Raw genomic sequence first — 25,600 nt, forward strand, 5'->3', positions numbered from 1 at the left:
TATAATATTTTAAAAAATGTTTTTTTTTGACGTATTTCATGTCTTATATAGGTGGTTTACAATAAATACTTTATTTTTTATCCTATTAACAAATATGTTAAGTTTATTATTTTTATAATTCTTTATATGAAATATATCTTATAAGTTACCATGAATAGTAAAATATCTACTCTTAGAATATTATACCATTTATTTTTTAATTTTCCAACAAAAAAATTGTTATATATAGTTTTTTATTTGTTTTTATGTTATGGAATTTCCAAGGCAACAGTGTTAAAAATATAAAAATCTACAATATTTTTTATAACCTATAAAAAATAAAATGCTAGCAAAAATGCTAACATTTATCCATCCTTTTTATCATCAATATTCTTTTTTGTATTATAATGAAAAGCTTTACTAAGCTTTTTTATGGCTCTTTTTTCTATTCGGGATACATAAGAACGGGAAATTCCTAATAATTTTGCTATTTCCCTTTGTGTTTTACTTCCATCATTAGCTAATCCATATCTTAATTGTAAAATAGTTCTTTCTCTATTTTTCAAAACACTGGACATTTTTTGGTATAATTTTTTTACTTGTATTTTTAGCTCTACTTCGTCTAAAACTTCATCCGTTTCCGTTCCTAAAATATCTAAGAGTGATATTTCATTGCCTTAAATAGCTTATCAACCTATTAGTTTGTCCGTTATACACTTATATTATACAAATTTTAGATTAGTAATTATTTTACATAAAAATTTTTTTTGAAATCATGTAACACATGCCCTACAACCTACATACATTGTATTAGGTCAAAAGAAAGTAGTCAATATAATGAATATAAAAGGAGGCTTTTCCTTATGGCTGATGCTCAATGTGGTGGAATTGGTGGTATTTTTGATGGTTGTGGTGGTTGCAGTACCGAATTATTATTATTCTTCTTGTTGTTAGTAGTAATATTCTGTAATTGTGGTGGTTATGGTCGTTGCTAATTATTAAAAAGAATTGGGGGTTCATTCCCAATTCTTAATACATATTACCCTTTCATAAATCAGCTATTTATTGCAGTGCATTTTTTGATGACCAGGAGCAATCATGGTCTATATATACGATTTCTTTTCTTTTATTTCTTCTCTAATACTCTTGCAAACATACATATCTCTTATCAACTGTTTTCAACTTCTAGTAATCTATCTTTTACATATGTTTTCCATTTACTTTTGGGCAGATTACCACCTCAATCGCTACCAACTATTTATTGTTAATATTAAAGATAAGAGAGCTTTCACTCTCTTATCTTTCGTCTTCACTGCCAAAACCAAATGTTGCATTCACTATATCATTTTTTTCTCTTAAATCTGTTATCTCTTTATATTTACCTTGTGTAAGAGCTTTTTTTACAGAACCTTTTTTAGGATCTAAAAGCTCTTTTGCATTTTTAATTTGCTTCATATCATCACCTCACTATTAGTATTTGATGTAGGAAATAATGATATGCAGATATATTTTGCTTCTTCATTATAAACAGGATAATCGTCGATAACTTTATAAGTCATATATCCGTCTTCTTTCATTTCTTTTAACGACCTATTGTATTCTTCTATTTGCATGTCTACTTTATGTTCTGAAACAGCTGCCTCTTTTATATTTAACTATTCTCCATAGAAAGTAAATATACTACAACAATTATTCCTATGTTTCGACAATAAATAATCTCTATGTATTAAACACATTTTTTATGTACAACAATCTTTTCATTTTCTTTTTCCCTATTTTCAAGCTTTCTAATGATTTTCTTTATTATTATAATTGTTTTTTCGTCCATCTCTATAACCCCCTTTACCTACTTAATTCGATAAAAAGAATTATATTCCTACTTAAATCGTTCGACAAAAGGAAATTTTTTACTTTATTCAACGCTTCTGCTTAATTATCCCTTCTTCTCTTTTATAACTATCATGACTCATGCAATTTTTAGAACGAATAAAAAGATACTTCTTCATTTACTCATAAACCTTATATTGAGTGTTTTAAGGTATATATAATCAGAAAGGATGTTTATCTTTTGTTAGATATCTTCTCCCTTTTCTCTAAGTTCTTGAATAATCGCCCATCCTGCTCTGTGATACTCGTCTAACACCTTTTCTATCTCTTCCTCTGTCATCGGTGGTGGGCCTATAATATGAACAGTAGTGTTGCCAAAATGATAGGTAGCATCATATTTTTCTTCCATTTCAACACCTCCACTACAAATTATGAATTTACTGGTTTGTACTATGCCTACACTCTATGTTTACCTTTCGTAAATCTATCAATATTTTGGTTAAAGTTGTTTAGGTGAATGTTTTTTAGAATGGGAAAACTAAATAGCTTTTGGTAATGTATCTATAAGACTTCCCCAAGTAAAAACTAAAACTTTTATCGATTAGTTTACGCTTATGCTAGATGAACATAAAATAAAATTCCCCACCCAAAAGTGAGGAATTATTTGTTTGATTTACTTTGTTGTATCAATATATATTGCTTTATACATCTTTAATATCAATAGTATCTGCCACCATATCCAAAGAATGGTGCAAGTAGCCATAGCCATGGTGCAAAACCATACCCTGGTCTATATCCCGGTCCATACCCTGGCCCATACCCCGGGCCATAACCTGGTCCGTATCCTGGACCATACCCCGGTCCATATCCTGGTGGCCTACGTCTTGGTCTGCGTCTTGGTCTACGTCTTGGATTAGAAGCAGTCTCAGCATCTATTGAGCAATCATATACATTATCATCCATTTAACAATACCTCCTAACATATTTATGTCTACTATTAAAATATGATTCGGAGAAATTATTGTTACTTTTTTACTTCTTATTATATTGAGATTTGGGGTATTTCTTTATATATCGTTGAAAATTTCACTTTAATGCTAATATCTGTGATTACCTATCGAATTCGCACTATTACCTTGGAAATAATTAAATATATTTCATTATTTTTTCATTTAATTATAATCATTCTAGAAAATAATATAATATAAATATAATCATGTAACAGAAAGGTGATCACATGGAAAGAATATGTATATACCTAAGGAAATCTCGTGCTGATGAAGAAGCAGAAAAACGTGGTGAAGGTGAAACATTAGCCAAACATAGAAAAACCCTCTTAAAGGTTGCCCAAGAGCAACGACTAAATATAGTTAAAATTCGGGAAGAAATAGTATCTGGTGAAAGTCTTATGCATAGACCAGAAATGTTAGAACTTCTTAAGGATGTAGAATCAAAACAATATGATGCTGTTCTATGTATGGATGTGGATCGATTAGGCAGGGGTAATATGCAAGAGCAAGGATTAATATTAGAAACATTTAAGAAGGCAAATACAAAGATTATTACCCCTCGTAAAACTTATGACCTGCATGATGAATTCGACGAAGAATACAGCGAATTTGAAGCCTTTATGGCTAGAAAAGAATTAAAGATTATTAATAGACGTTTACAATCTGGAAGAATCCGATCCATAGAAGAAGGAAATTATATTTCTCCCCTTCCCCCATATGGATATGAAATACATTATACGGATAAATCAAGAACTTTAAAACCTTATCCTGCGCAGGCTGATGTAGTAAAAATGATATTTAATTTATATACAAGTCACAATTTAGGTTGCAGTAAAATTGCTAATAAATTAAATCAATTAGGATACAAAACATATACAAATAAAGACTGGTCTAATTCATCTGTTTTGACTATTATAAAAAATCCAGTATATGCAGGTAAAATCACGTGGAAGAAAAAAGAAATTAAGAAATCTTCTAACCCTAATAAGGTAAAAGATGCTAGGCAAAGACCAAAAAGTGAATGGATTATTGCAGATGGAAAGCATAAAGCTTTGATATCTATGAAAATGTATCTGAGAGCCCAGAACATATTAGGAAAAAGATATCATGTCCCATACCAATTAGAAAGTGGCATAACAAACCCATTAGCTGGAATAATTAAATGTAACAAATGTGGAGCCTCTATGGTACTTCGTCCTTATAAAAAAAAAGATGATCAGCTTATGTGTTATACACATTGTGGAAATAAAAGTAGTAAATTGAAATATGTAGAACAGCAGCTAATAGCAGCATTAAATGAATGGTTAGAAAAATATAGCGCTCAATATGATACAAGAACACAGACTGAAAAAGATAAAAATAATTCTATATCTCTATATAAAAAAGTACTAACTCAATTAGAAAAAGAATTGCTTGAATTAGAAAAGCAAAAGGGAACTTTACATGACTTCTTAGAACGTGGAGTCTATGATGTAGACACCTATTTAGATAGATCACAAAATCTTATAGACAAAATAAAAAAAACAAAAAAATATATAGTTAAAGCTAAAATTACACTTGAACATGAAGTTAAAAGACACGAAGTTAAGAATAATATGATTCCTAAAATAAAAAAAGTGCTAGATGTATATTCACGTACAACTGATCCAGCAAAGAAAAATTGTCTACTTAAAAGTATACTTGATTCTGCTGTATATAACAAAGAGAAAAATCAGAGAAATGATCAATTTACATTAGTACTTTATCCTAGACTGCCACATTAAAGATTCCCTCAATAGTTGATAAACTGTTGAGGGAAATTCATTGCCTTCTTTATCTATACCAATAGGGTCTTGTAAGGAGACTTCACTTTTTGTTTTTTTACTAGAACGAATTGTCATCAATATTTCATTTGCAATATATACTAAAATGCAATTTTTAAAATAATCTATTCTGTAACTTTTTTTAATATCCAAAATCTTTTGCTTTTTACTTGTTTTGTTTCAATGCCCTTAATAAAATCTAACATATCTCTGGTTTCTAATGTTCTAAGATCCCTCTGGAAATTTCTTAATGCATGACTTTTATATATATTTTTTTTCATGAGATATTCTATAACATCCGCTGGAGTTGCTTCTGTTTTGTTATTTGTTTGTAACCATTCTTGTATATAGTTACTTATAAGTTTACTTTTTACTGTTAATCTCATATGTAGTCACCCTTTCTTACAGACAGTATTCGACACAAAATAGGAAAATCCTACTTATATATGAAATAATTTGTTTTATAAGAATAATTTACTTGTATGTGTAATATTTTTTATTAAAGTTAAAGTGTGGTTAAAAGCTTTTTATTCATTGATACTATTCTACTCGGAAGTATTAATTTTTAATTATTTGCGGTATATTTTGAATAAACCTTTAATATAATCTATTTAAAATAGTAATTTAAAATGATAGAAAGGATTGATAACTTGATTAAGTTTCCTTTATGGATTGCCCAAAATAAACATAAAATTTTAATTTATGATGCTCAATCTAATCTTATTCGTACATTTCCTTATACCATTACTACTGAAAAACAAATAAAACATTTAGTAAATCTTTGTAACCAGCATTATGACTTATCCTTTTTAAATACAATACGATGACAGTTTAATGAATAGTGATTTCGTCCTCTACACCTTTTTTATCTGTAATTTAACATCTTCCCAAAGTCTATATTTGTCTTCTTCATCTATTGATAACTTATTAATATACTCTTTTATCATATTTACATGTTCCTGTGCTATTCTTTCGCTTAATAGCTTTTGTTTTTCTAGAGTATGTGGAAAATGTAATCTAATTTTCATATGACCACCTCAAAACATTCTATGAAAACCTTAGTTTGTACTATGCTATAGGTTTTATCAGGGAAGAATCTATTGATCTACTTAAAGGAGCTTTTCTTTTTTTATAATATGGGAATTTGTATTATTTTCAGCTGTATTTCCTTATATATCACTGGATTTTTTAATAATTATGATGATTCTTGCTAATATCTATCATATTTTCACTATTCCCTCGGAAATAATTTAATAGGCTGTGGAAATGATTTATCACTTTTTTTATAACCAACAGTAATATGATAATAAATTTTTTAGAAAGGTGATTCTATGCATATAGCTATTTATTCTAGAAAATCAAAATTTACAGGAAAAGGTGAATCTACGCAAAATCAAATACAGCTTTGTAAGGAATATGCCCTACAGCATTTTAATCCTATTGAAAAATTTATTACCTATGAAGATGAAGGTTTTTCTGGTGGTAATATAGATAGACCGGAGTATCAAAAAATGATGAAAGACGCTAGTGAGGGTAAATTTCATATTTTGATGTGCTATAGATTAGATAGGATCTCTAGAAATATTTCTAACTTTTCAGATATTATAGACATGTTAGAAAGGGAAAACATAGGTTTCATCTCTCTTCGTGAACAGTTTGACACTTCTACACCAATGGGCCGTGCAATGATGTATATCGCTTCTGTTTTTGCACAACTTGAAAGAGAAACGATTGCGCAGCGTATACAAGATAATATGCTACAGCTTGCAAAGACAGGTAGATGGCTTGGTGGTACAACACCTACAGGCTTTGAATCTAAAGCAGTTAAAATAATTGATGCTAATGGTAAAGAAAAGAAAAATTATAAACTTTCTCCTATCCCAGATGAATTAGAAAAGATTAAAATCCTATTCCATAAATTTTTAGAATTACAATCATTAAGTAAGCTTGAAACATATTGTATTCAAAATAATATTAAAACCCGAAATAATATAGATTTTTCACGCTTCGCTTTGCGTAATATTCTAATGAATCCTGTATACGCAACTGCTGATGAGTTGCTATATAATTACTTATGTAAAAATAAATTTATCATCTACACAGATAAAAATGATTTTAACGGTGATCATGGAATCATGGCCTATAATAAAACCATACAAAAAAAACACACCTCCAACAAAATTAGAGACTATCCTGAATGGATTATTTCCATAGGTGCTCATAAGGGAGTCATTCCTAGTAAGAAATGGATCAAAGTTCAAAAAATCTTATTAAAAAACAAATCAAAATCTTTTAGAAAAGTTAAAAATACCCAGTCCCTTTTATCCGGATTATTACGTTGTAAAAAATGTGGCAGTTTTATGCGACCTCGTACAGGTCGAAAAAATAAAGATGGTGTACAGATCTTTTATTACATGTGTGAATACAAAGAAAAAAGTAAGAAAATGAAATGCAACATAAAAAATATAAATGGGAATCAACTAGATGCACTAGTATTAGAAGAAATAAAAAAACTATCTAAAAATAACACCCTACTATGTGAAAGCATCTCTAAGAATCACTTAAAAATTGAAAAAATTGATAAGACTATTTGCTCTGAAAAGATTATGCTATCATCTCATATTAAAAGCAATGAACGTGCTATTCTGAGCTTAATCAATGCTTTATCAAAAGGACAAAATTCTACTGCTACAAAATATATCATCAAACAAATTGAAGAATTAGATGAAAAAACAAAAGAACTAAAAAATAGGCTTTCTCATTTTAGTAAAAGTAAGAATGAGAATCAATCCACAGAAATAGATATAGAAAATATAAAGAATATACTTACAACCTTTCCTAAAATGGTTGATTCTTTAGACGTATATGGTAAACGTAATTTGATTAATCATTTAATAGAAAATATAACTTGGGATGGAGAAAATATTGATATCACCATGTTCGGAGTAAACTATGAAAAAAAATAAACGAAAACATAAAAATGTTTCCGTTTTGAAAGGATAGCATTTTCAATACAACGTGCTGCATAAGTAGCTAACCTTGTGCCTTTGCTTCTATCAAAAGATGTAATAGCTTTTATTAATCCAATGGTCCCTATAGAAATTAAATCATCCACATCTCTTCCTGTATTATGATATTTTTTTACAATATGAGCAACTAATCTTAGATTTCTTTCTACTAGTATATTTTTGGCATCTTCATCTCCTTGTTCATATAGTGCTAAATAATGGTTTTCTTCTTCAGGTGTTAGTGGTTTAGGGAAAGATGTATTACTAGAAATATAAGATACTAACATAAAAATAGGTTTTGCCAAAATAACAGATACGGTTACTACTGTGGTCCACATTGAGATGCACACCTCCTAATTATGCGTCATCTTAAATTATATGTATTCATCTAAAGATCTGTGCATGTCTTGAGAAGAATTTCTTTTTTAATTGATTCGTTGTTTAATATTTTTAAAAATTGGTATGGCTGATTTTCCTCCTGAAATACCATCTTCAACAACAATCGTTATAACATATTTAGGATCCTTACTAGGAAAAAAACCAGTGAACCATGCATGGACAATATCTTTTCCTTGTAATTTTGCTTGTGCCGAACCAGTCTTTCCAGATGTTTTACCCAATCCCATATTTCTTGCTGTCCCCATACTTACTACCTTTTCCATCATAGTTTGAATTCTTTTAGCAGTATGATAGCTTATCACTTTTTGTGGGTTATTTTTATCCTTCTTTTTTATAATTTTTCCATGATCATCAATAATTTCTTTTATTAGATATACGCCTTTGTCTACTCCATCATTAGCAATAATTGCTGTAGTCTTTGCGATTTGTAAGGGTGTTACTTCTAATGTGCCCTGTCCTATAGAAATATTTCCTATTCCTGCTCCTTTCATATATTCTTCAGATGGGAGACTTCCAGATATTTCTTCATACAATCCAATATTTGTTTTTGAACCTAATCCGAATTTTTTTGCCATAGACAAAATCTTTTCTCCACCTATTTTTTCTCCTAATTGTATGAAAGCAGCATTACAGGATACAGCAAAAGCTTCTTCCAAATTTAATTTTCCATGCCCTCCCTTGTCAAAACTCCAACATTTAATTCTCGTATCTCCTATCTCTTCATATCCTTTACAAAAGAAATCATCATCATTTATTTTATTTTCAAGAGCTGCTGCTGTAACAATAATCTTAAAAATAGACCCAGGAGGATAGCCTATTTGAACAGCTCTGTTATAAAGTTCCTTATTATTACTTTTAAGGTATGCTGCCACATTATTCTGATCAAAATTAGGTCTGCTCACCATAGCCAATATTTCCCCACTTTGCACATCTAATATCACAACACTTCCATTTTTATGAAGCTTCTCAAATTCTTCTTCTGCTATTTTTTGTATATGATAATCTAATGTAGTTACAATATTTTTTCCGTTTTCTCTGAATGATTGATCCTGCTTTTTATAGCCTAAGCCCGGTATGATTTTCTTTTGCGCATCTACAACAGCTTCTACTTTACAAATTTGATTTTCTTTTAATACTTCATCATACATTTTTTCTATTCCCTTTTCGCCTATATTATCGATTTTATTGATATATCCAATCACATGAGCAGCTATCGATTTTTTATTATATCTATCATTATAGTCAACAGGATATACTCCTTTTATAGACATAACTTTTTTAATAAGCTCTTCTTTATCATTTTTAATTTCAAGCTTAATTGTTCTACTACTAGTTAATTTACCTTTTTTTAATTTATAAGGAGATATACTTGTAATATCACTGATCATTTTTATATTTTCGTCTGATTCTATAAAGTATTCAGGGTAAATAACCAAATATCTTTTTTCTTCTTGATTGGTAAGAAGTAACCTATTTCGATCGTATATCTTTCCTCTTTCTATTCCAACGGGTATCTCTTTAAACCATTGATTTTTTGCACGAGCATAATAATCATTTCCTTTAACAATTTGTATATAAAAGAGCCTACTCATTAAACCTAAGAGAAATACGGTAAAAATTATGCCTAAGGTATAAATTCTTTTCTGATTGTTTTCGTAGACATTATTTATTTGTTTTTTTCTTTTTCTATCCACTCTCGATTCCAAAAAAAACACCTTCCTTAAAAAATTGGCTACGATTAGTATTTCCAATTTTAGGAAGGCGTATACTTTATAATATTTTTAATTCTCTACCATTTTGTTTTTCATAAATAATAGATCTTACTTTTGATACCATAATGTCTATAGCTACTTTATTATACCCACCCTCTGGAATAATAATATCTGCATATCTTTTACTAGGTTCAATAAACTGAAGGTGAGCTGGTCGAACCGTATTTAAATATTGTTCAATAACTGATTCAAGGGTTCTTCCTCTTTCATTGATATCTCTTGTAATTCTTCTAATAATTCTTACATCCGCATCTGTATCTACAAATATTTTTATATCCATTAATTCTCTCAAATTTTCATCTTCTAAGATCATAATTCCTTCTAATATAATAATATCTTTAGGCTCAACACGAACGGTTTCCTTTCTTCTTGTATGTTTTTCAAAATTATATATAGGCTTTTCTACAGGTCTATAGTTTAAAAGTTCGTGGAGCTGCTTAAGTAAAAGTTCTGTATCAAAGGCCAATGGATGATCATAATTGGTATGTATTCTTTCTTCCATTGGCAAATGACTTTGATCTCTATAATAAGAATCCTGTTCTATAATAGCAATATTTTTTTGTGGTAAACTTTCAAAAATAGCTTTTGCAATAGTACTTTTTCCAGAACCTGTACCCCCAGTAATGCCAATTAAAATTGGTTTACTCAAGACAATCATCCTTTCTACATCGTCTTAGAATGTGATATTTTTCTACTGGCTTTTCCATTTTTATTTTTATCATTTGTTGAGGATGTGGTGCTACATCAAGGGCTTCTCCCTTATCATTCCATAAGTGTTCAATGTTTTGTGTGTAATTTTTCATACCTGGTCCCATTACTTCAATGGTTTCTCCTTTAAATACTCTATTTCTTTGTTCTACCCTAGCTATGCCCGTTTTTTCATCATAATCTACTACCAATCCTACAAAATCATATTCACGTATATACGAACTATTTGCATATAATTGTTCTTCCTCTTTTGGCTTATCTATATAAAATCCAGTTGTAAATTTCCTATGACTTGCTTTTTTTATTTCCATCATCCAATTTGGATCATATTTATAAGTTTCTTTATTTTCATAGTATGTATCTATGGCCTTTCTATACACATTAACAATATTTGCAACATAGTATGCACTTTTCATTCTTCCTTCTATTTTAAGACTTGAGAGTCCTGATTCGATCAATTCAGGAATATATTCAATCATGCAAAGGTCCTTTGAATTAAAAAAGTATGTCCCTTTTTCATCTTCAAAAACGGGCATATACTCTCCTGGCCTTTTTTCTTCCATTAAATAATATTGCCATCTACATGGATGGGCACATGCACCTCTATTGGCATCTCTATTTGCCATATAGTTGCTTAGAAGACATCTTCCTGAATAAGATATACACATAGCTCCATGTACAAATCCTTCTAATTCTAAATCATCTGGTATATTTTCTCTTATTTCTTTAATCTCTTTAAAAGACATTTCGCGAGCCAATATCACTCTTTTTATTCCTTGATTGTGCCAAAATTTTGCACTCATATAATTCGTATTATTTGCTTGTGTACTTAAATGTACTTCCATATCTGGTGCAAACTCTTTTACATACATAAATGTACCTGGATCTGATAAAATAACGGCGTCAATATTTAACTCTTTCAATTCTTTCAAATATCCAGGAAGCTCTTTTAAGTCCTCATTATGCGGAATAATATTTAATGTAACATATACTTTTTTTCCTCTTTTGTGGGCAAATTCTATTCCCTTTTTCATATCTTCAAATGAAAAGTTTTTGGCACTGGCCCTTAATCCAAAAACCTGTCCGCCTATATATACAGCATCAGCTCCATATATAATAGCCATTTTTAATTTTTCTAAATCACCAGCAGGTGCTAATAATTCTATTTTTTTCATCATTTTTCCTCCTAATTTTTATAGCTTAAGGCTACACCATCACCAATAGGTAATAAGGATGTTGTAAGTTCTGGATGATCCATAATATAATCTAAGTATTTCCTCATCCTTTTTACAATAGTTATTTTTCTACGTACTACATATTCATCAGAAGCAATCATCCCTTTATATAATACATTATCAGAAACAAGTACGCCTCCTTTTTTTAAGAGGTCTATACTCGAAGAAAGAAATTTCATATATTGTCCTTTTGCAGCATCTAAAAATATTAAATCAAATTTCCCCTTTAATGTTGGTAATATTTCTTCAGCGCAACCTTCTATAACTTCTATTTGACCTTTAAGTCCTGCCATTTCTATATTCTTTCTAGCAATTTCAACCATATCGTTTCGTTTCTCTATACTCGTTAACTTCCCATCTTCCATAGCCTTCATAAAAATAATAGCAGAATAGCCAATAGCTGTTCCTACTTCTAAGACAGATTTTGTTTGATTAATTTTTGTAATTACTTCTAAAAGTTTTGCTACTTCTGGTTGTACAATAGGTACATGATTCTTAAAAGCATACTCCTCCATATCTTTTAATAATCCATCTTTTTGTGGCAAAATATTCCTTATATATTCTTCCACTAATTCATTAACGATATTACTCAATCTATACAACTCCTTTTATTGATCTTTGGCAAAAAGAAGTACGTGAAATGCTTCACGTATTGGTTTTCCTCTTTTAATAAATACCATTCTTCGCCTTTAAATGTTCTTTATATGTTTTACTAAAATGATGCTCTCCATTTTTACTTACAACAAAATATAAGTAGTCTGTCTCACTAGGATAAAGTGCTGCCTCAATAGAAGCTTTTCCTGGAGACGCAATAGGCTTAGGGGGTAATCCATTATGCTTATACGTATTATACGGTGAATCAATTTCTGTATCCTTTGTACTTAACCTTGCTTTTCTCTTACCTAACACATATTGAACAGTAGCACAAGATTGCAGTGGCATTTTTATATTCATCCTATTATAGAAAACACTAGCTACAATAGGTCTCTCTTTATCTACCTTTGCTTCCCTTTCTATAATAGATGCCAGGGTTACAATATCATTTACAGTCATATTCAATTCTTCTGCTCTTTTACAATAATTATCTACAAAAATATCATCAAAGCGATTTAACATCTTTTTAATGATTTCTTTCTCTGTAGCATTTTTAGAAATCTCATAGGTATCAGGAAATAAAAAACCTTCAAGCCTATTTTTCTCTTTTGGAATGTGTTTTAAAAATTTATAATCAAAATCTTCACTTTCTGCTATTTCTATAAACCTAATCTTATTCACTAATCCTTCATCTTCTAGTCTTTTTGCAATTTGTTTTAATTCAAAGCCTTCAGGAATGGTGACCTTCACAGTATCCTTCACAGTATCTCCATTTACGAGGATCTTTATAATTTCATCTGCTGCCATACTCTTTTCAAAGTTATAATTACCTGCTTTCATTTTACCATCAGCTTTTGACAATTTGCTTAAAATACGAAAAGTTAAATCACTGTTGATAATATTATTTGTATCTAATATCTTTGCAATTTGTTTTGTAGAAGCCCCTGTTGGAATTTGTACCATAATCAAGTCAGTACTATCCACATTTACAGGCCCAATTGAGTTGTTAAAATACATTTTCCCGCCACCCAAAATAAGCATCATAATCAATAAAAATATAATTCCCTTAAATTTATGTAATTTCATCAAATTCCCTCCAACTATAATATTTCCATTATATAATTATACAATCCTCAACAAATATTTACAACATCTTCTCAAAGGGAATACAAAAATAAAATATGCTGCATACGCAGCATATTTTATTATACTTCCATAATAATCGGTAAGATCATTGGACTTCTTTTCGTTTTTTCATATAAGAAACCTTTTAGACTATCTTTAATAGAAGCTTTTAATGCAGCCCATTCTCTTACTCCATTGGCTTGACATATTTGTAATGCATTTCTCACAACAGATCTAGCTTCATCCATTAAAACTTCTGATTCTCTCACATAGACAAATCCACGAGATATAATATCTGGTCCTGATATGACTTGTCCATCTTCTTTTCTAATGGTTACAACTACAACCATCAATCCATCTTCAGACAAGTGCTTTCTATCTCGAAGAACGATATTTCCAACATCTCCAACACCCAATCCATCTACTAATATATTACCCGCTGGTACATTTCCACAAATTCTTGCATGATCCCTTGAAATCTCTACAACCTGACCATTTTCTATTGTAAATACATTTTCAGTAGGCATGCCTAAACTTTCAGCAAGTTTACCATGCTGTCTTAAATGTCTATATTCACCATGCACTGGGATAAAATACTTTGGTTTTATTAATGAATGCATTAATTTCAATTCTTCCTGACAGGCATGTCCTGAAACATGTACATCTGCTAAAGCTTCGTATATAACATTAGCACCTTTCTCAAACAGTTGATTAACAACTCTTGCCACAGTTTTTTCATTTCCAGGTATGGGAGTTGCAGAAATAATCACCATGTCTCCTGGTTGTATTTCTAGTTTTCTATGTTCTGCAGATGCCATTCTTGATAAAGCTGACATAGGCTCTCCTTGACTTCCTGTAGTAATCACAACTACTTCATTGTCTGGGTAATTATTAATATTATTAATATCGATTAACATGTCCTCAGGAACTTTTAAATACCCTAATTCCATAGCAACATTCACTACATTTACCATACTTCTTCCAGATACGGATATTTTTCGATTAAACTTATAAGCTGCATCAATAATTTGCTGTACTCTATGAACATTTGAAGCAAAAGTAGCTACGATAATTCTTTGAGTAGCATTTCTAAATATATTTTCAAAAGTTACACCAACAGTTCTCTCAGACATTGTATATCCTTGTCTTTCAACATTTGTACTATCTGCTAATAGTAATAATACGCCTTTTTTTCCAAGTTCAGCTAATCTATGAAAATCAATAGGTTCTCCGTCAATTGGTGTAAAGTCTATTTTAAAATCCCCTGTATGAACAATTGTTCCCATAGGTGTATGTATAGCCAAGCAAACTGCATCTGCAATAGAATGACTTGTTCTAATAAACTCTACTTTAAAATCCCCTAATTTAATTACATCCCCTGGCTTTACAATTTCCGTATGTACACTAGAAGATAACTTATGTTCCTTTAATTTATTCCCCACTAACCCTAATGTTAATTTAGTACCATATATAGGAACATTTAGCTTTTTTAAAACATAAGGCAATGCACCAATATGATCTTCATGTCCATGGGTAAGAACAATTCCTTTTACTTTATCTTTGTTTTTCATCAAGTAGGTAATGTCTGGAATTACCATATCAATTCCTAGCATTTCATCCTCTGGAAAACTTAATCCACAATCAATAATCATAATATCGTCTTTATATTCAAACGCCATCATGTTTTTTCCAATTTCATTTAAGCCCCCAAGAGGAATCACTTTAATTTTTGCTGGTTTTCTTGCCACAATATCACACTCCTTATCTCTACTATCTATCTCCGCTCTGATATTTTATTCAAACAACAAGCCCGGACAATCTCACCTAATTCATTATACTTTATTTAGTATCTCTTATCAACATAGCACCGTATAAGCAACGATTTACTACTTTTTATATTATTATTGCTTTTTTTTGAGATAACTAAACGAGAAGTTGAAAATTTTATTAAGATTTATAGATAAAAAAATCCTGTAGCTTTAAGATACAGGATTTACTGACACTTAGAACAATATCCAAAGAATTTCACTTTATGATCACTAATTTTAAAATCATAGTTATTTTCAATCTCTTCTTCTAATGTTTCCATTAAATCCACTTCTACTTCAATAACATCCCCACATTTTAAACATATTAAATGATGATGTTGATGATCATCCTCATTCGTATTCAATTCATATCTGCTACATCCATCATCAAAGTTTATTTTTGAAATTACATCTAATTCATCAAGAAGCTGCAAAGTTCTATATACTGTAGCCAAACCAATCTCAGGACAGTTTTCCTTAACCATATCATAAATTTCTTCCGTGCTTAGATGCTTTCCTTGATTTTCAATAATGGTATCTAAAGTAGCTCTTCTTTGGGGTGTTAACTTATATCCTTTTTCCTTTAGCTTATCTTTTAAATTTTCCATAATTTCCTTCACTTTAGCACCTTCTTTTTCAATTAATAATCTCTCTTATATGGAATAGTTTAATTCTAAATCCTATAAAAGTCAAGGAGTTTTTCTATTCTCTGGATATGAATACTGATTTTTCTAAATATAAAATCACTTGTTGCACTTTTCAAATTTCAAAGTACATCCTTTACAATCTTCACATTTATGCTGCTTTTTTAATAGTGTATAACACCTTGGACATCGAATACTTTCTGAATCTTTTATGATATTCCCACATGTTTTACAAACAATATGCATTATATCATCTCCTAAAAAACGCAATATTTTTTTAATTGATATACTTTTTCAATTACATTTTGTTTTGCATTTATCCATTTCCATAAAACAAAACTATGATCTTAATGATCATAGCTTCTACTCTTCTTTAAATAATTCTTCGTAAGCCCCAATCACTTGATTTAATTCTTCTTCATCTTGAATATTTTCAAGAACCTCTTCCCCATCCTCTTCAATTACTTTGAAAATAACTACTCCCTCATCATCGTTTTCATCTATAGGAGCAAGGATTACATACTCAGTATCTTCAACCTTTAAGCTTGCAATAATTTCAAATTCTGTTTCTTTTCCATTCTCATCTAAAAGTGTTATGATATTTTCATTTTCCATTCTAATCACCTCTTTATTATTTTTGAGCATCTAAATAACCTTGTAAAATATATGTTGCTGCAATCATATCGATTACTTTTTTTCTTTTCTTTCTACTCACATCTCCACTGATCAACATTCTTTCAGCAGCTACTGTTGTTAATCTTTCATCCCATAAAATAATCTCAACTTTAAATCGTTTTTTTAAATCCTCAACAAATTCTAAAACTTTCTCTCCCTGTGGACCTATACTACCATTCATATTTTTAGGTAGCCCAACAACTATTTTTGTTATTTCTTTTTCCTCAATAAGTTCTCCAACTCTCCTATAATCAGCCTTTTTATTTGTCCTTCTTATGGTTTCGATTCCCTGAGCTGTCCATCCTAGTGCATCACTTGCAGCAACTCCTACTGTCTTATCTCCTACATCTAGTCCCATTATTCTCATCATTCACCCTCATCTCTATACAATTTTTATACAAAACTGTGGACAGTAACTACTACAATACCCACAAAGGACACATTTATCCGTATCTACAACAACTCTTTCATTTACTATATTTAATGCATGGTGTTTGCAGTGTTTCACACAACTTCCACATTTTTCACACCAATCATCTATATGTAATCTTCTTGGTTTTTTAGAAATTTTATTTAAAACTTCATCTGGAACTTGTTCTCCACTAAACTTTAAGACATTGGCAACAACTTCCTCTTTTGTTTGCATGCCAACAGCTATTGAATGCAGTTCGTTAATATTTATGGCATAATCTAAGCTTTCATCTACAGAGTGAATCAAATTGCCTCCACCAATAGGCTTCATTCCATAGATGCCTTTCCCATTTTTATACGCTTCTTTTATAGCTTTTAACATTTCATCGCGACTTCCATCTTGAATCCCTATGCCCTTTATATTAATAATAGGATGAATTACATCTATTTCTTCCATTTTTGCTGCAGCTTCTACTGCTCGAATTGTGTGAGTAGATATGCCTACAGCTCTTATTATACCCATCTCTTTCATTTTTAAATAATATTTTAACGCTTCATAATGTCCTCTTAAAGTATGTTCACTTTCCTGTTCATGTAATAAAAAAATATCTATTGTATCTCTATTTAATTCTGTCAACGCTTCATCTAAACTTTTCTTAGCTGTTTCTTCATCATAAGCATATGATTTTGAAGCAATAACAATATCTTTTTTCTCACAAATTTCTAAAGCTCTTTTTATATAAGGATAAGTTTTATATAACTGAGCTGTATCTATAAAATTTACCCCTCTATTAAAAGCTTCAGCTATTACCTCTGCACCTACTTCAATTGGTAGATTAGCCTGTAGAGGTCCTACTGTTAGTCCTCCAAAGCACATTCTTGATACTTTTATTCCTGTATTCCCTAATACTCTATATTCCATAATATACGCCTAACTTTCTTCTTTTATCGTAAAAAATGTAAGATATAATATGCTCATGGCTAAAAAGATAATCCCTGTTGCTGCAGCAACTACCCCTGAATCATTTACAAAAAATGCTACAACACACGCCATGACAATGCCAGACCAACCAATTGATAAATTTGGATATAAATTGGTTAGCTTATAAAGGGTTCCTACGGGTCTGTAAAATAATGTAGCAAGTATTAAAATAGCCGACATTAATACTTTACTCCATATGGTAACACCAATTAATCTTAGATTCATTGCAATTTTTCTTTTTAGGATTAAGAATATGGCACTAGGTCCCCCTTGTAGAATTTGTTGCACCGCTCCTGCTAAATGAGATTGACTCTTGATTAATTTTATATCTATGAAAGCCATAAATGCTACAACAAATACAATACAGATTCCAATAAGTATGAGTTGTTTTAGCTTTATTTTAACATTATATAATCTCAAAGATACAAAAGTAAATGCAGCTACAGCAGTCATGGTTCCTCCTACATTTGCTCCTAATTTTGGAAATCCAATAATTAATATGGTTCCACCAAAAATTAAAATGGACCATAACTTATTTAATTTAAATCTATCCATAATTATTGTAGCACATACTAACGTTGATCCAATTAAAACACCCATATACTCATTTCCTATACCATAATATCTTGCACCAATAATAGGATCATACCCTAATAATGAACTTTTCATTAAATTAGCACCCATACAAATATCCAAAAGTAATCCTGTGGTAGTAATAAAAGATAATATGAATAAACTATCTAGCGTATGTTTACTAACCTTTTTTGTAATATACGTAATCAAAATAGTTAGTCCGATAGATAAAATATAAGTTAAAATAAGATTTTTGACATGAAACAAAGGGAGTATTAATAGGACAAAAGGTACGGCCATAGTACTTAGTAAAATATTTTTAAAGTATCCTACCATTTTATTATTGATCTTGCCTTCTAATAAAATCATCATTAGTCCTATAAGAGACACTAATATTTCAAATACTGCAAAGCTAGATAAAACAGGGTATCTATTTTCTGATGTACTTACCACCTGATGATTTAACTCCATCAAAAAATTATAATTATCATCTTTGCTATGAAATTGAACAGCTCTTCCACTCATATTTTCATGATCTGTCCCAAGATATTCTGTAATAGAAGGTGCAATATCTACATTTCCAATGATTCCTATTCTTCTTGTAGTACTTGAAGTTAAAACCCCTTTGCTGATTCCATCACCATAAACTATAACAGGTGTTAGCATATTTCCATTTTTTATATCATCATAAGCTGGATAGGGTGTGACCAATACTATTCTCGTATTATTACTATCTATATTTTTTAGTAACTCACTAATAAAAAGATTCACGTCTTTTAATATCTTTGATTTTTGATTTAAATACATTTCATCAGATAGATTCGGTCTATATCTTTCTAATCTACCAATATCAGTAACATCGATTACTGTCAATTGAGATTTTTTATATGTACTTTTAAAAATCTCCAACATGTTTTTATAGTTACTTTTTAATCCAAAAGGATATGTTGCATCTTCCTCCAAAATTTTCTGTCCAATACTACCATAATCTACATACCCCTTATAATCCATTGCAATAGTTGGTGCTAAACGAATAAACTTATCCTCATAGTCACCATTTCCTATTACAGCTGTTTTCATTCCATGATCATGAAGGGCTTGTCCAAGAGATCCAGGAATTGCTCCATATTGACCTTTTTCATTTAATTTAATAAGTCTAGTCATATCTAAATTGATAATTCCTGTACTTGGAAGTTCTATGCCTGTCCTTCTTAAATAGATAGATTTGACCTTATCATTCACTTCAAAAGAACCTACTGAATTGGAAGAAGCTTCTGCTCTTACCCCTGCTCCTATAGTTGCGTAAGCTTTATAAGTATTTGCTTTTGTTGAAGTTCTATTATTCATTAGAGCAATAGCTCCATCCTCTATTAACTCATTGACAGCACTCATATTATATAATTCTTCATAATTTATCTCATTCATTACGATTAAGACAACCTTTTTATTGTCCTTTGCATATGAAAAAGAAGTTATCATCATGAATAGGATCATAATAACTATAAATATTCTAGATATCTTTTTTTTCAACTTATCTCTCTCCTACTTATTTTCTAAATAACTCTTTAAAATTTCTTCTAATAATTCATCTCTTTCTACTTGTCTGATTAAACTTCTTGCATTATTATAGCTTGTAATATAAGTAGGATCTCCTGATAAAATATATCCTACTAACTGGTTAATGGGATTGTATCCTTTTTCCTTTAAAGATTTATGGACGCTTTTTAAAATTTCTTCTATTTCATTAATCTTTTCTTTATCCACTTTAAATTTCATTGTAAAATTTGATTGATCACTCATATTTTTACACTCCTTTCTTACATCTATATTATATATTCTCTTTAAATCTACATAATCCTTCTAATTGAATGGACGAAAGTTTGCTTTTAAACCTTCGCCCACTACTTATTATGACTATTTTACTTGTTCTTTTACAAAATTCATTACTTGTTCTAGTGCTTCATCAATTTTAGATACATCTTTTGCTCCTGCTTGTGCCATGGTTGGTTTTCCACCACCACCACCACCTGCTATTTTGGCAACTTGTCTAATCATATTTCCTGCATGAATGCCTTTCTTAACAGCATCCTCCGTTGCCATAGCAATGAAATTACCCTTATTATCTTTTTCAGTTGCTAATACTACAATACCTGTTCCTAATTTATCTTTTAGCTGATCTCCTAATTTTCTTAAACTGTCCATATCAAGTCCTGACAACTTATATCTTATCACTTTTATGTTGTTGATTTCAACTGCTGTTGCTAATATTTCATCTACTGCTCCTTTTGCCAGCTTATTTTTAAGAATTTCTACTTCCTTATGTGCTACTCTTAATTCACTTACTAAATTTTCTACCTTCGTTACAATCTCATTTGGATTACTCTTTAAAATTTGGGCTATCTCTTTCATTTTTAATTCTTGCTGATTTATATATTCATATGCTTTATGACCAGTAACTGCCTCAATTCTTCTAATACCAGCAGCAACGCCACCTTCACTAATAATTTTAAATAATCCTACTTGACTTGTATTATTCAAATGAGTTCCGCCACATAATTCTATACTATAATCCCCCATAGTTACTACACGTACAACCTCTCCATACTTTTCACCAAAAAGGGCAGTTGCACCTTTTTTCTTTGCTTCCTTAATCCCCATTTCTTCTGCTAAAACAGTTAAGCTTTGAAGAACCTTTTGATTTACAATTTTTTCAATCTTTTCTAATTCATCTTCTGTAAGTCCTTGGAAATGGGTAAAGTCAAATCTTAGTCTCTCTGGTGTAACTAAAGAACCAGATTGTTCTACATGATTCCCTAACACATTTCTTAAAGCAGCTTGTAATAAATGGGTTGCTGTATGATTTCTTGCAGAGCTCATTCTGTTTTCTATATCAATACAAGATTTAACAGTTCCATTAACGAATACCTTTCCTTCTAAAACTTCACCTATATGCAATATTTTTTGATTATTTTTTCTACAAGCAGTTATTTTTATTTTACATTCTTCGTTAAATAATACTCCATGATCTCCTACTTGGCCTCCACCTTCAGGGTAAAATGGTGTTTCATCTAATATAATCGTAACCTCATCACCCTTTTGAGCAGCCTCTACTATTTCACCTGATTTTACTATTGCTATAACCTTTGAATCCATTTCGTATTCTTTATACCCTTTAAATTGTGATTTTATATTTTCATCTAACTTTGCATATACATCTTCTTTCCATCCCATATCTTCATTGTTACGTCTTGCATTTCTTGCTCTTTCTCTTTGCTTTTCCATTTCAGCTTTGAAGCCTTTTTCATCAGCAGTCATATTTTCTTCTTCTAATATTTCCTTTGTTAGTTCTAGTGGAAATCCATAAGTATCATATAATCTAAAAGCATTTTCTCCAGATAAAATATTTTTATTTTCTCCTTTTAACTCTTCCATGTAACCTTTTAAGATTTCGCTACCTTGATCAATTGTCTCTTGGAATCTTTCTTCTTCAATGGTAATTACTTTCTTAATATACTCTTTTCTTTCTAAAAGTTCAGGATACGCACCACTTGATACTTCTAGTACACTATCTACTAATTGAGTTAAAAATTCCCCTTTGATGCCAAGCAATTTACCATGTCTTGCAGCTCTTCTTAATAACCTTCTAAGAACATATCCGCGTCCTTCGTTACTTGGCATAATCCCATCACATACCATAAAAGTAACAGAACGAATATGATCTGTGACAATTCTTATTGAAACATCTGTTTTTTCATTTCCTTGTCCATATTTTTGTCCAGAAATTTCTAATACTTTATTTAATATATGTTTTATGGTATCTATTTCAAATATAGAATCTACCCCTTGCATAATACATGCCATTCTTTCTAGGCCCATTCCTGTATCTATATTTGGATTTGGTAGTGGATTATAATTTCCATTCTCATCCTTATCAAATTGTGTGAATACATGATTCCAAAATTCTATGTATCGATCGCACTCACATCCTGGTTTGCAATCTGGATTACCACAACCATATTTTTCTCCTCTATCATAATAAATTTCGGAACATGGTCCACAAGGCCCTACTCCTATTTCCCAGAAGTTATCTTCTTTTCCTAGTCTTACAATTTTTCCAGGATCTATACCAATTTTTTTCTCCCAAATTTCATAGGCTTCGTCATCTTTTTCGTATACAGTTACCCATAGTTTTTCAACCGGGAATTTTAAATATTTTGTTACAAACTCCCATCCCCATGCAATAGATTCATTTTTAAAGTAATCTCCAAAAGAAAAGTTTCCAAGCATCTCAAAAAATGTAGCATGTCTTGCTGTTTTTCCTACATTTTCAATATCCCCTGTTCGAATACACTTCTGACAAGTAGACATTCTTTTCTTAGGGGGTATTTCTGTTCCCATAAAGTAATTTTTCAAAGGAGCCATTCCTGCATTTATTAATAATAAACTCTTGTCATTTTCAGGAACTAATGAATAACTAGCTCTTACATAATGATCCTTACTCTCAAAAAAGTCTAAAAATTGCTTTCTTATTTCATTCAAACTCATCTTTTCCATATGATCAACCTCCATGTTTTTTTATACAAAAATAAGCTCTCATCCCATATAGGGACGAGAGCACTCTCGCGGTACCACCCTACTTACCAAATTTCTTTGGTCTCTCTTTCATAATACCCAGCACGATAATGGTTGCAAGCCACTAACCCCTACTTATATTTCAAGGTCAATACTCCGAAGCTGCTTCCAAAAACTCAAACCAGAAGTCTTTCAGCCAATGGACTTCCTCTCTACAGATTTATTATTTTTGTACTCCTCTTCATCATTGTATTTTTATTTTTTATTTTTTCACATTAACATTAATTGATTATATAAAAATTAGTACTATTTGTCAATTCTTAAATCTATTATTCCCATATTTTTAATATTACATTACTAAAACTCATCATTTCATAAAATTTAAATATTTACAATTAAATCTATCATATGTTTTGTAATGATTTTTATACTAGCAGCAATCGGTACAGCAAAAATAAGCCCTATGAGTCCAAGCCATTCATTTCCTATCAATAAAGCTATAATAACAGTAACAGGATGAAGTCCTACACTTTCTCCAACAATCTTAGGAGTAATAATAGCACTTTCAATTTGTTGTATAATTGTAAAAGCAATGATTACCCATAAAGCTTTCATAGGTGTATCCAAAAGTGCAATCACTACCCCTGGAACTGCTCCAATAATCGGTCCAAAGTAAGGTATAATATTTGATATTCCAGCAATAATCCCAATAAGAAATGCAAAATTCACTTTGATCATTAACAATGCGATAATGCTTAATATTCCAACACAAGTAGCTACAATAAATTGTCCTCGTATAAACTTATTTAACAATATATGTATATCTTTACAAATATTAATTAATTCTTTTCTAACAATTCTTGGTATAATAAAAACTATTTTCTTTTTAAAATAATCCGCATCTTTTAAAAAATAGAAAGTAAAAATAGGAATGAGTACTAAAGTCACAACTTGAGAAAATATATTGAATATGCTATTGGTAACTTGCTTCATAATATCCATAGCATAAATTTCAATTCCTAATAAATGATCTTGTATTGAATCTTTAACAAAAGAAAGCTGAGGTGAAAAATTATCTAATTCCTCAATTTTTTTGTATATATGGTTTAAGTATTCATTTGCCTCTTTTGTATATTTAGGCAATATTTCTATTAAATTCCTTGCTTCTTTTGTAATATTAGGAGTTATGATTGTAACAACCAAAATCATGATAATAATTATGGTAGCATAGACAATGATTACACTCCAAATTCTAGGAACTCCCCTTTCATCTATTAGATGAACAATTGGATTAAGTAAATATGCAAATATAATAGCCCAAATAACAGGAGCAAATAATTTCCACAAGCTACATCTAAAATGATAAAGCATCATTCCCAATAACAATATGATTACAAAAACAAAAAAGTAAAAAAAATATTTTCTTTTCATTTTTAATTCTTTACTATTACTCACATAATGATTTCCTATATGAATCAAATAGTATGTTGAACATCCTAAAAACATTAAAATAAGGATATTGATTGCAGCAATAATAATTAAAAATATATAAAATATGGGTTTTGTCTGAACAAGATGAAAAATATTGAATCCTGCATTCATACGTCCACATCCTTTTAGATTTTATGAAAAGCAGCTAAAGAATTAGCTGCTTTTTCACTCTATCTTAATAAATTTATTGATTGAATCATATCTACCATATTTACTGCACCTTTAACCATTTTTCTTCCTCTTCTCATAACCATTCTTCTCTGTCTAGGACTCATTCTTTTATAGGCATACATTCCTGTTGTAGCTCCAATGATTCCACCTGTCAACATGCCTGATACAAATTTATTTCTCATACTTTTCACTCCTTTCCTTTATTCTAGTGAAAGTAAATTTTTTAATCCTCCAGTACCTTGTAAAATTGAAGCACTTATACTTGAGGTAATAATAATTGCATCCTGATGAATAGTAAATGATTGTAGAAAAGGTAAAATGGATCTTCCTTCAACCAAATCATCAAATAATCCCTCTGTTAAAATCAATCCTAAAAGTCTTCCATTTCCAATTTCTATCATAATATCTTGTACAGTACCTACATGCTTTCCATCATCTGTAATGACTTCGAGTCCTAAAAGTTTTTCTCTTGATTGTAACTGACTCATAGAATATTTGATACGTTTAATACTCGTATCATTTTGAATGGTCACTGCATTCTCTCCAATATTTTTTACATGTTCAAAATAAACCACCATAGGTTCATGAAAATATCCTCCCTCATGAACAAGAAAAGCAGTTACCTTTAAGTTTTGGTTGCAATAAATAATATCTTTAATTTCGAAAGTTTTACATCCTTCATCAAGAGAAATCACTGGCAAGCCTATGATGTCACAGCCTCTTTTCATCATAAAATACCACCACACTTAAAAAACAATTGATTACTATATTTTTATGATTCCACCAAAAAGTAAAAAAAATGCACCTTAAAGTG

General features: G+C 30.2%; 24 protein-coding genes, 2 pseudogenes and 1 other annotated feature. Of the genes and pseudogenes, 3 read left to right on the plus strand and 23 right to left on the minus strand.

Annotation, left to right across the window (positions count from 1 at the left end; genetic code table 11):
• Positions 1–344 precede the first annotated feature (344 nt).
• Positions 345–656 (minus strand): annotated as a pseudogene (locus tag K7H06_RS08750) (sigma-70 family RNA polymerase sigma factor); the annotation flags it as partial.
• A gap of 186 nt (positions 657–842) precedes the next feature.
• Here K7H06_RS08750 and K7H06_RS21370 point away from each other — a divergent pair.
• The gene (locus K7H06_RS21370) at positions 843–974 is read left to right on the plus strand and encodes a hypothetical protein (protein WP_281426053.1); all 132 of its coding nucleotides are present in this window, start codon (positions 843–845) and stop codon (positions 972–974) included.
• A gap of 301 nt (positions 975–1,275) precedes the next feature.
• On the opposite strand, the gene K7H06_RS08755 is transcribed toward K7H06_RS21370, so the two are convergent.
• The 3 genes from K7H06_RS08755 to K7H06_RS08765 all read right to left on the minus strand — a co-directional run bounded on the left by K7H06_RS08755 (position 1,276) and on the right by K7H06_RS08765 (position 2,769).
• On the minus strand, positions 1,276–1,434 hold the full coding sequence (locus K7H06_RS08755; RefSeq protein WP_223039492.1) for a hypothetical protein: 159 nt from the start codon (positions 1,432–1,434) through the stop codon (positions 1,276–1,278).
• A 616-nt stretch (positions 1,435–2,050) separates the two neighbouring features.
• On the minus strand, positions 2,051–2,215 hold the full coding sequence (locus K7H06_RS08760) for a hypothetical protein (protein WP_223039493.1): 165 nt from the start codon (positions 2,213–2,215) through the stop codon (positions 2,051–2,053).
• A gap of 308 nt (positions 2,216–2,523) precedes the next feature.
• On the minus strand, positions 2,524–2,769 hold the full coding sequence (locus K7H06_RS08765; RefSeq protein WP_223039494.1) for a hypothetical protein: 246 nt from the start codon (positions 2,767–2,769) through the stop codon (positions 2,524–2,526).
• A 274-nt stretch (positions 2,770–3,043) separates the two neighbouring features.
• Between K7H06_RS08765 and K7H06_RS08770 the strand changes: the two genes are divergently transcribed.
• Positions 3,044–4,579: a recombinase family protein gene (locus K7H06_RS08770; RefSeq protein WP_223039495.1), complete on the plus strand. Its 1,536-nt coding sequence runs from the start codon at positions 3,044–3,046 to the stop codon at positions 4,577–4,579.
• 164 nt (positions 4,580–4,743) lie between these two features.
• Here the strand turns inward: K7H06_RS08770 and K7H06_RS08775 are convergent, their stop codons facing one another.
• Both K7H06_RS08775 and K7H06_RS08780 read right to left on the minus strand, forming a co-directional pair.
• A complete protein-coding gene (locus K7H06_RS08775) occupies positions 4,744–5,004 on the minus strand; it encodes a hypothetical protein (RefSeq protein ID WP_223039496.1) in 261 nt (86 codons plus the stop codon).
• A gap of 468 nt (positions 5,005–5,472) precedes the next feature.
• A complete protein-coding gene (locus tag K7H06_RS08780; RefSeq protein WP_223039497.1) occupies positions 5,473–5,646 on the minus strand; it encodes a hypothetical protein in 174 nt (57 codons plus the stop codon).
• A gap of 303 nt (positions 5,647–5,949) precedes the next feature.
• Between K7H06_RS08780 and K7H06_RS08785 the strand changes: the two genes are divergently transcribed.
• Entirely contained in the window at positions 5,950–7,584 is a 1,635-nt protein-coding gene (locus tag K7H06_RS08785) for a recombinase family protein (RefSeq protein WP_223039498.1), read from the plus strand.
• A gap of 29 nt (positions 7,585–7,613) precedes the next feature.
• On the opposite strand, the pseudogene K7H06_RS08790 reads toward K7H06_RS08785, so the two are convergent.
• The 17 genes and pseudogenes from K7H06_RS08790 to K7H06_RS08870 form a co-directional block, all read right to left on the minus strand.
• Positions 7,614–7,913 (minus strand): annotated as a pseudogene (locus K7H06_RS08790) (sigma-70 family RNA polymerase sigma factor); the annotation flags it as partial.
• A gap of 138 nt (positions 7,914–8,051) precedes the next feature.
• Positions 8,052–9,731 (minus strand): peptidoglycan D,D-transpeptidase FtsI family protein, encoded by a 1,680-nt coding sequence (locus K7H06_RS08795; protein ID WP_223039500.1) that lies wholly within the window; start codon positions 9,729–9,731, stop codon positions 8,052–8,054.
• A gap of 64 nt (positions 9,732–9,795) precedes the next feature.
• Positions 9,796–10,446 carry a uridine kinase gene (udk, locus tag K7H06_RS08800; RefSeq protein ID WP_223039501.1) on the minus strand — a complete coding sequence of 217 codons (651 nt, stop codon included), beginning with the start codon at positions 10,444–10,446 and terminating at the stop codon, positions 9,796–9,798.
• Positions 10,439–11,680 carry a peptidase U32 family protein gene (locus K7H06_RS08805; protein WP_223039502.1) on the minus strand — a complete coding sequence of 414 codons (1,242 nt, stop codon included), beginning with the start codon at positions 11,678–11,680 and terminating at the stop codon, positions 10,439–10,441. The genes udk and K7H06_RS08805 overlap by 8 nt, the downstream gene beginning before the upstream one ends.
• Before the next feature lie 11 nt (positions 11,681–11,691).
• A complete protein-coding gene (locus K7H06_RS08810) occupies positions 11,692–12,333 on the minus strand; it encodes an O-methyltransferase (RefSeq protein ID WP_223039503.1) in 642 nt (213 codons plus the stop codon).
• A 73-nt stretch (positions 12,334–12,406) separates the two neighbouring features.
• Positions 12,407–13,420 carry an endolytic transglycosylase MltG gene (gene mltG / locus K7H06_RS08815; RefSeq protein ID WP_223039504.1) on the minus strand — a complete coding sequence of 338 codons (1,014 nt, stop codon included), beginning with the start codon at positions 13,418–13,420 and terminating at the stop codon, positions 12,407–12,409.
• 119 nt (positions 13,421–13,539) lie between these two features.
• Entirely contained in the window at positions 13,540–15,207 is a 1,668-nt protein-coding gene (locus tag K7H06_RS08820) for a ribonuclease J (RefSeq protein WP_223039505.1), read from the minus strand.
• Positions 15,208–15,452: 245 nt separating this feature from the next.
• Positions 15,453–15,875 (minus strand): Fur family transcriptional regulator, encoded by a 423-nt coding sequence (locus K7H06_RS08825; protein ID WP_223039983.1) that lies wholly within the window; start codon positions 15,873–15,875, stop codon positions 15,453–15,455.
• A gap of 399 nt (positions 15,876–16,274) precedes the next feature.
• On the minus strand, positions 16,275–16,526 hold the full coding sequence (locus K7H06_RS08830; protein WP_223039506.1) for a DUF1292 domain-containing protein: 252 nt from the start codon (positions 16,524–16,526) through the stop codon (positions 16,275–16,277).
• A 16-nt stretch (positions 16,527–16,542) separates the two neighbouring features.
• A complete protein-coding gene (gene ruvX, locus K7H06_RS08835) occupies positions 16,543–16,953 on the minus strand; it encodes a Holliday junction resolvase RuvX (protein WP_343216819.1) in 411 nt (136 codons plus the stop codon).
• A gap of 15 nt (positions 16,954–16,968) precedes the next feature.
• Positions 16,969–17,919, minus strand: coding sequence for an aldo/keto reductase (locus K7H06_RS08840; protein WP_223039508.1), 951 nt, complete (start codon positions 17,917–17,919; stop codon positions 16,969–16,971).
• Positions 17,920–17,928: 9 nt separating this feature from the next.
• The gene (locus tag K7H06_RS08845) at positions 17,929–20,082 is read right to left on the minus strand and encodes a hypothetical protein (protein ID WP_223039509.1); all 2,154 of its coding nucleotides are present in this window, start codon (positions 20,080–20,082) and stop codon (positions 17,929–17,931) included.
• Positions 20,083–20,094: 12 nt separating this feature from the next.
• The gene (locus tag K7H06_RS08850) at positions 20,095–20,352 is read right to left on the minus strand and encodes an IreB family regulatory phosphoprotein (RefSeq protein WP_223039510.1); all 258 of its coding nucleotides are present in this window, start codon (positions 20,350–20,352) and stop codon (positions 20,095–20,097) included.
• Positions 20,353–20,466: 114 nt separating this feature from the next.
• Positions 20,467–23,106: an alanine--tRNA ligase gene (gene alaS, locus K7H06_RS08855; protein WP_223039511.1), complete on the minus strand. Its 2,640-nt coding sequence runs from the start codon at positions 23,104–23,106 to the stop codon at positions 20,467–20,469.
• Positions 23,107–23,153: 47 nt separating this feature from the next.
• Positions 23,154–23,381: a binding site (T-box leader), on the minus strand.
• Positions 23,382–23,505: 124 nt separating this feature from the next.
• Positions 23,506–24,726 (minus strand): AI-2E family transporter, encoded by a 1,221-nt coding sequence (locus K7H06_RS08860; RefSeq protein WP_223039512.1) that lies wholly within the window; start codon positions 24,724–24,726, stop codon positions 23,506–23,508.
• 59 nt (positions 24,727–24,785) lie between these two features.
• Positions 24,786–24,968 (minus strand): hypothetical protein, encoded by a 183-nt coding sequence (locus tag K7H06_RS08865; protein ID WP_223039513.1) that lies wholly within the window; start codon positions 24,966–24,968, stop codon positions 24,786–24,788.
• 18 nt (positions 24,969–24,986) lie between these two features.
• A complete protein-coding gene (locus tag K7H06_RS08870) occupies positions 24,987–25,517 on the minus strand; it encodes a PRC-barrel domain-containing protein (protein WP_223039514.1) in 531 nt (176 codons plus the stop codon).
• Positions 25,518–25,600 lie beyond the last annotated feature (83 nt).

Source organism: Crassaminicella profunda, from assembly GCF_019884785.1.
GTDB classification, from domain to species: Bacteria; Bacillota; Clostridia; order Peptostreptococcales; family Thermotaleaceae; genus Crassaminicella; species Crassaminicella profunda.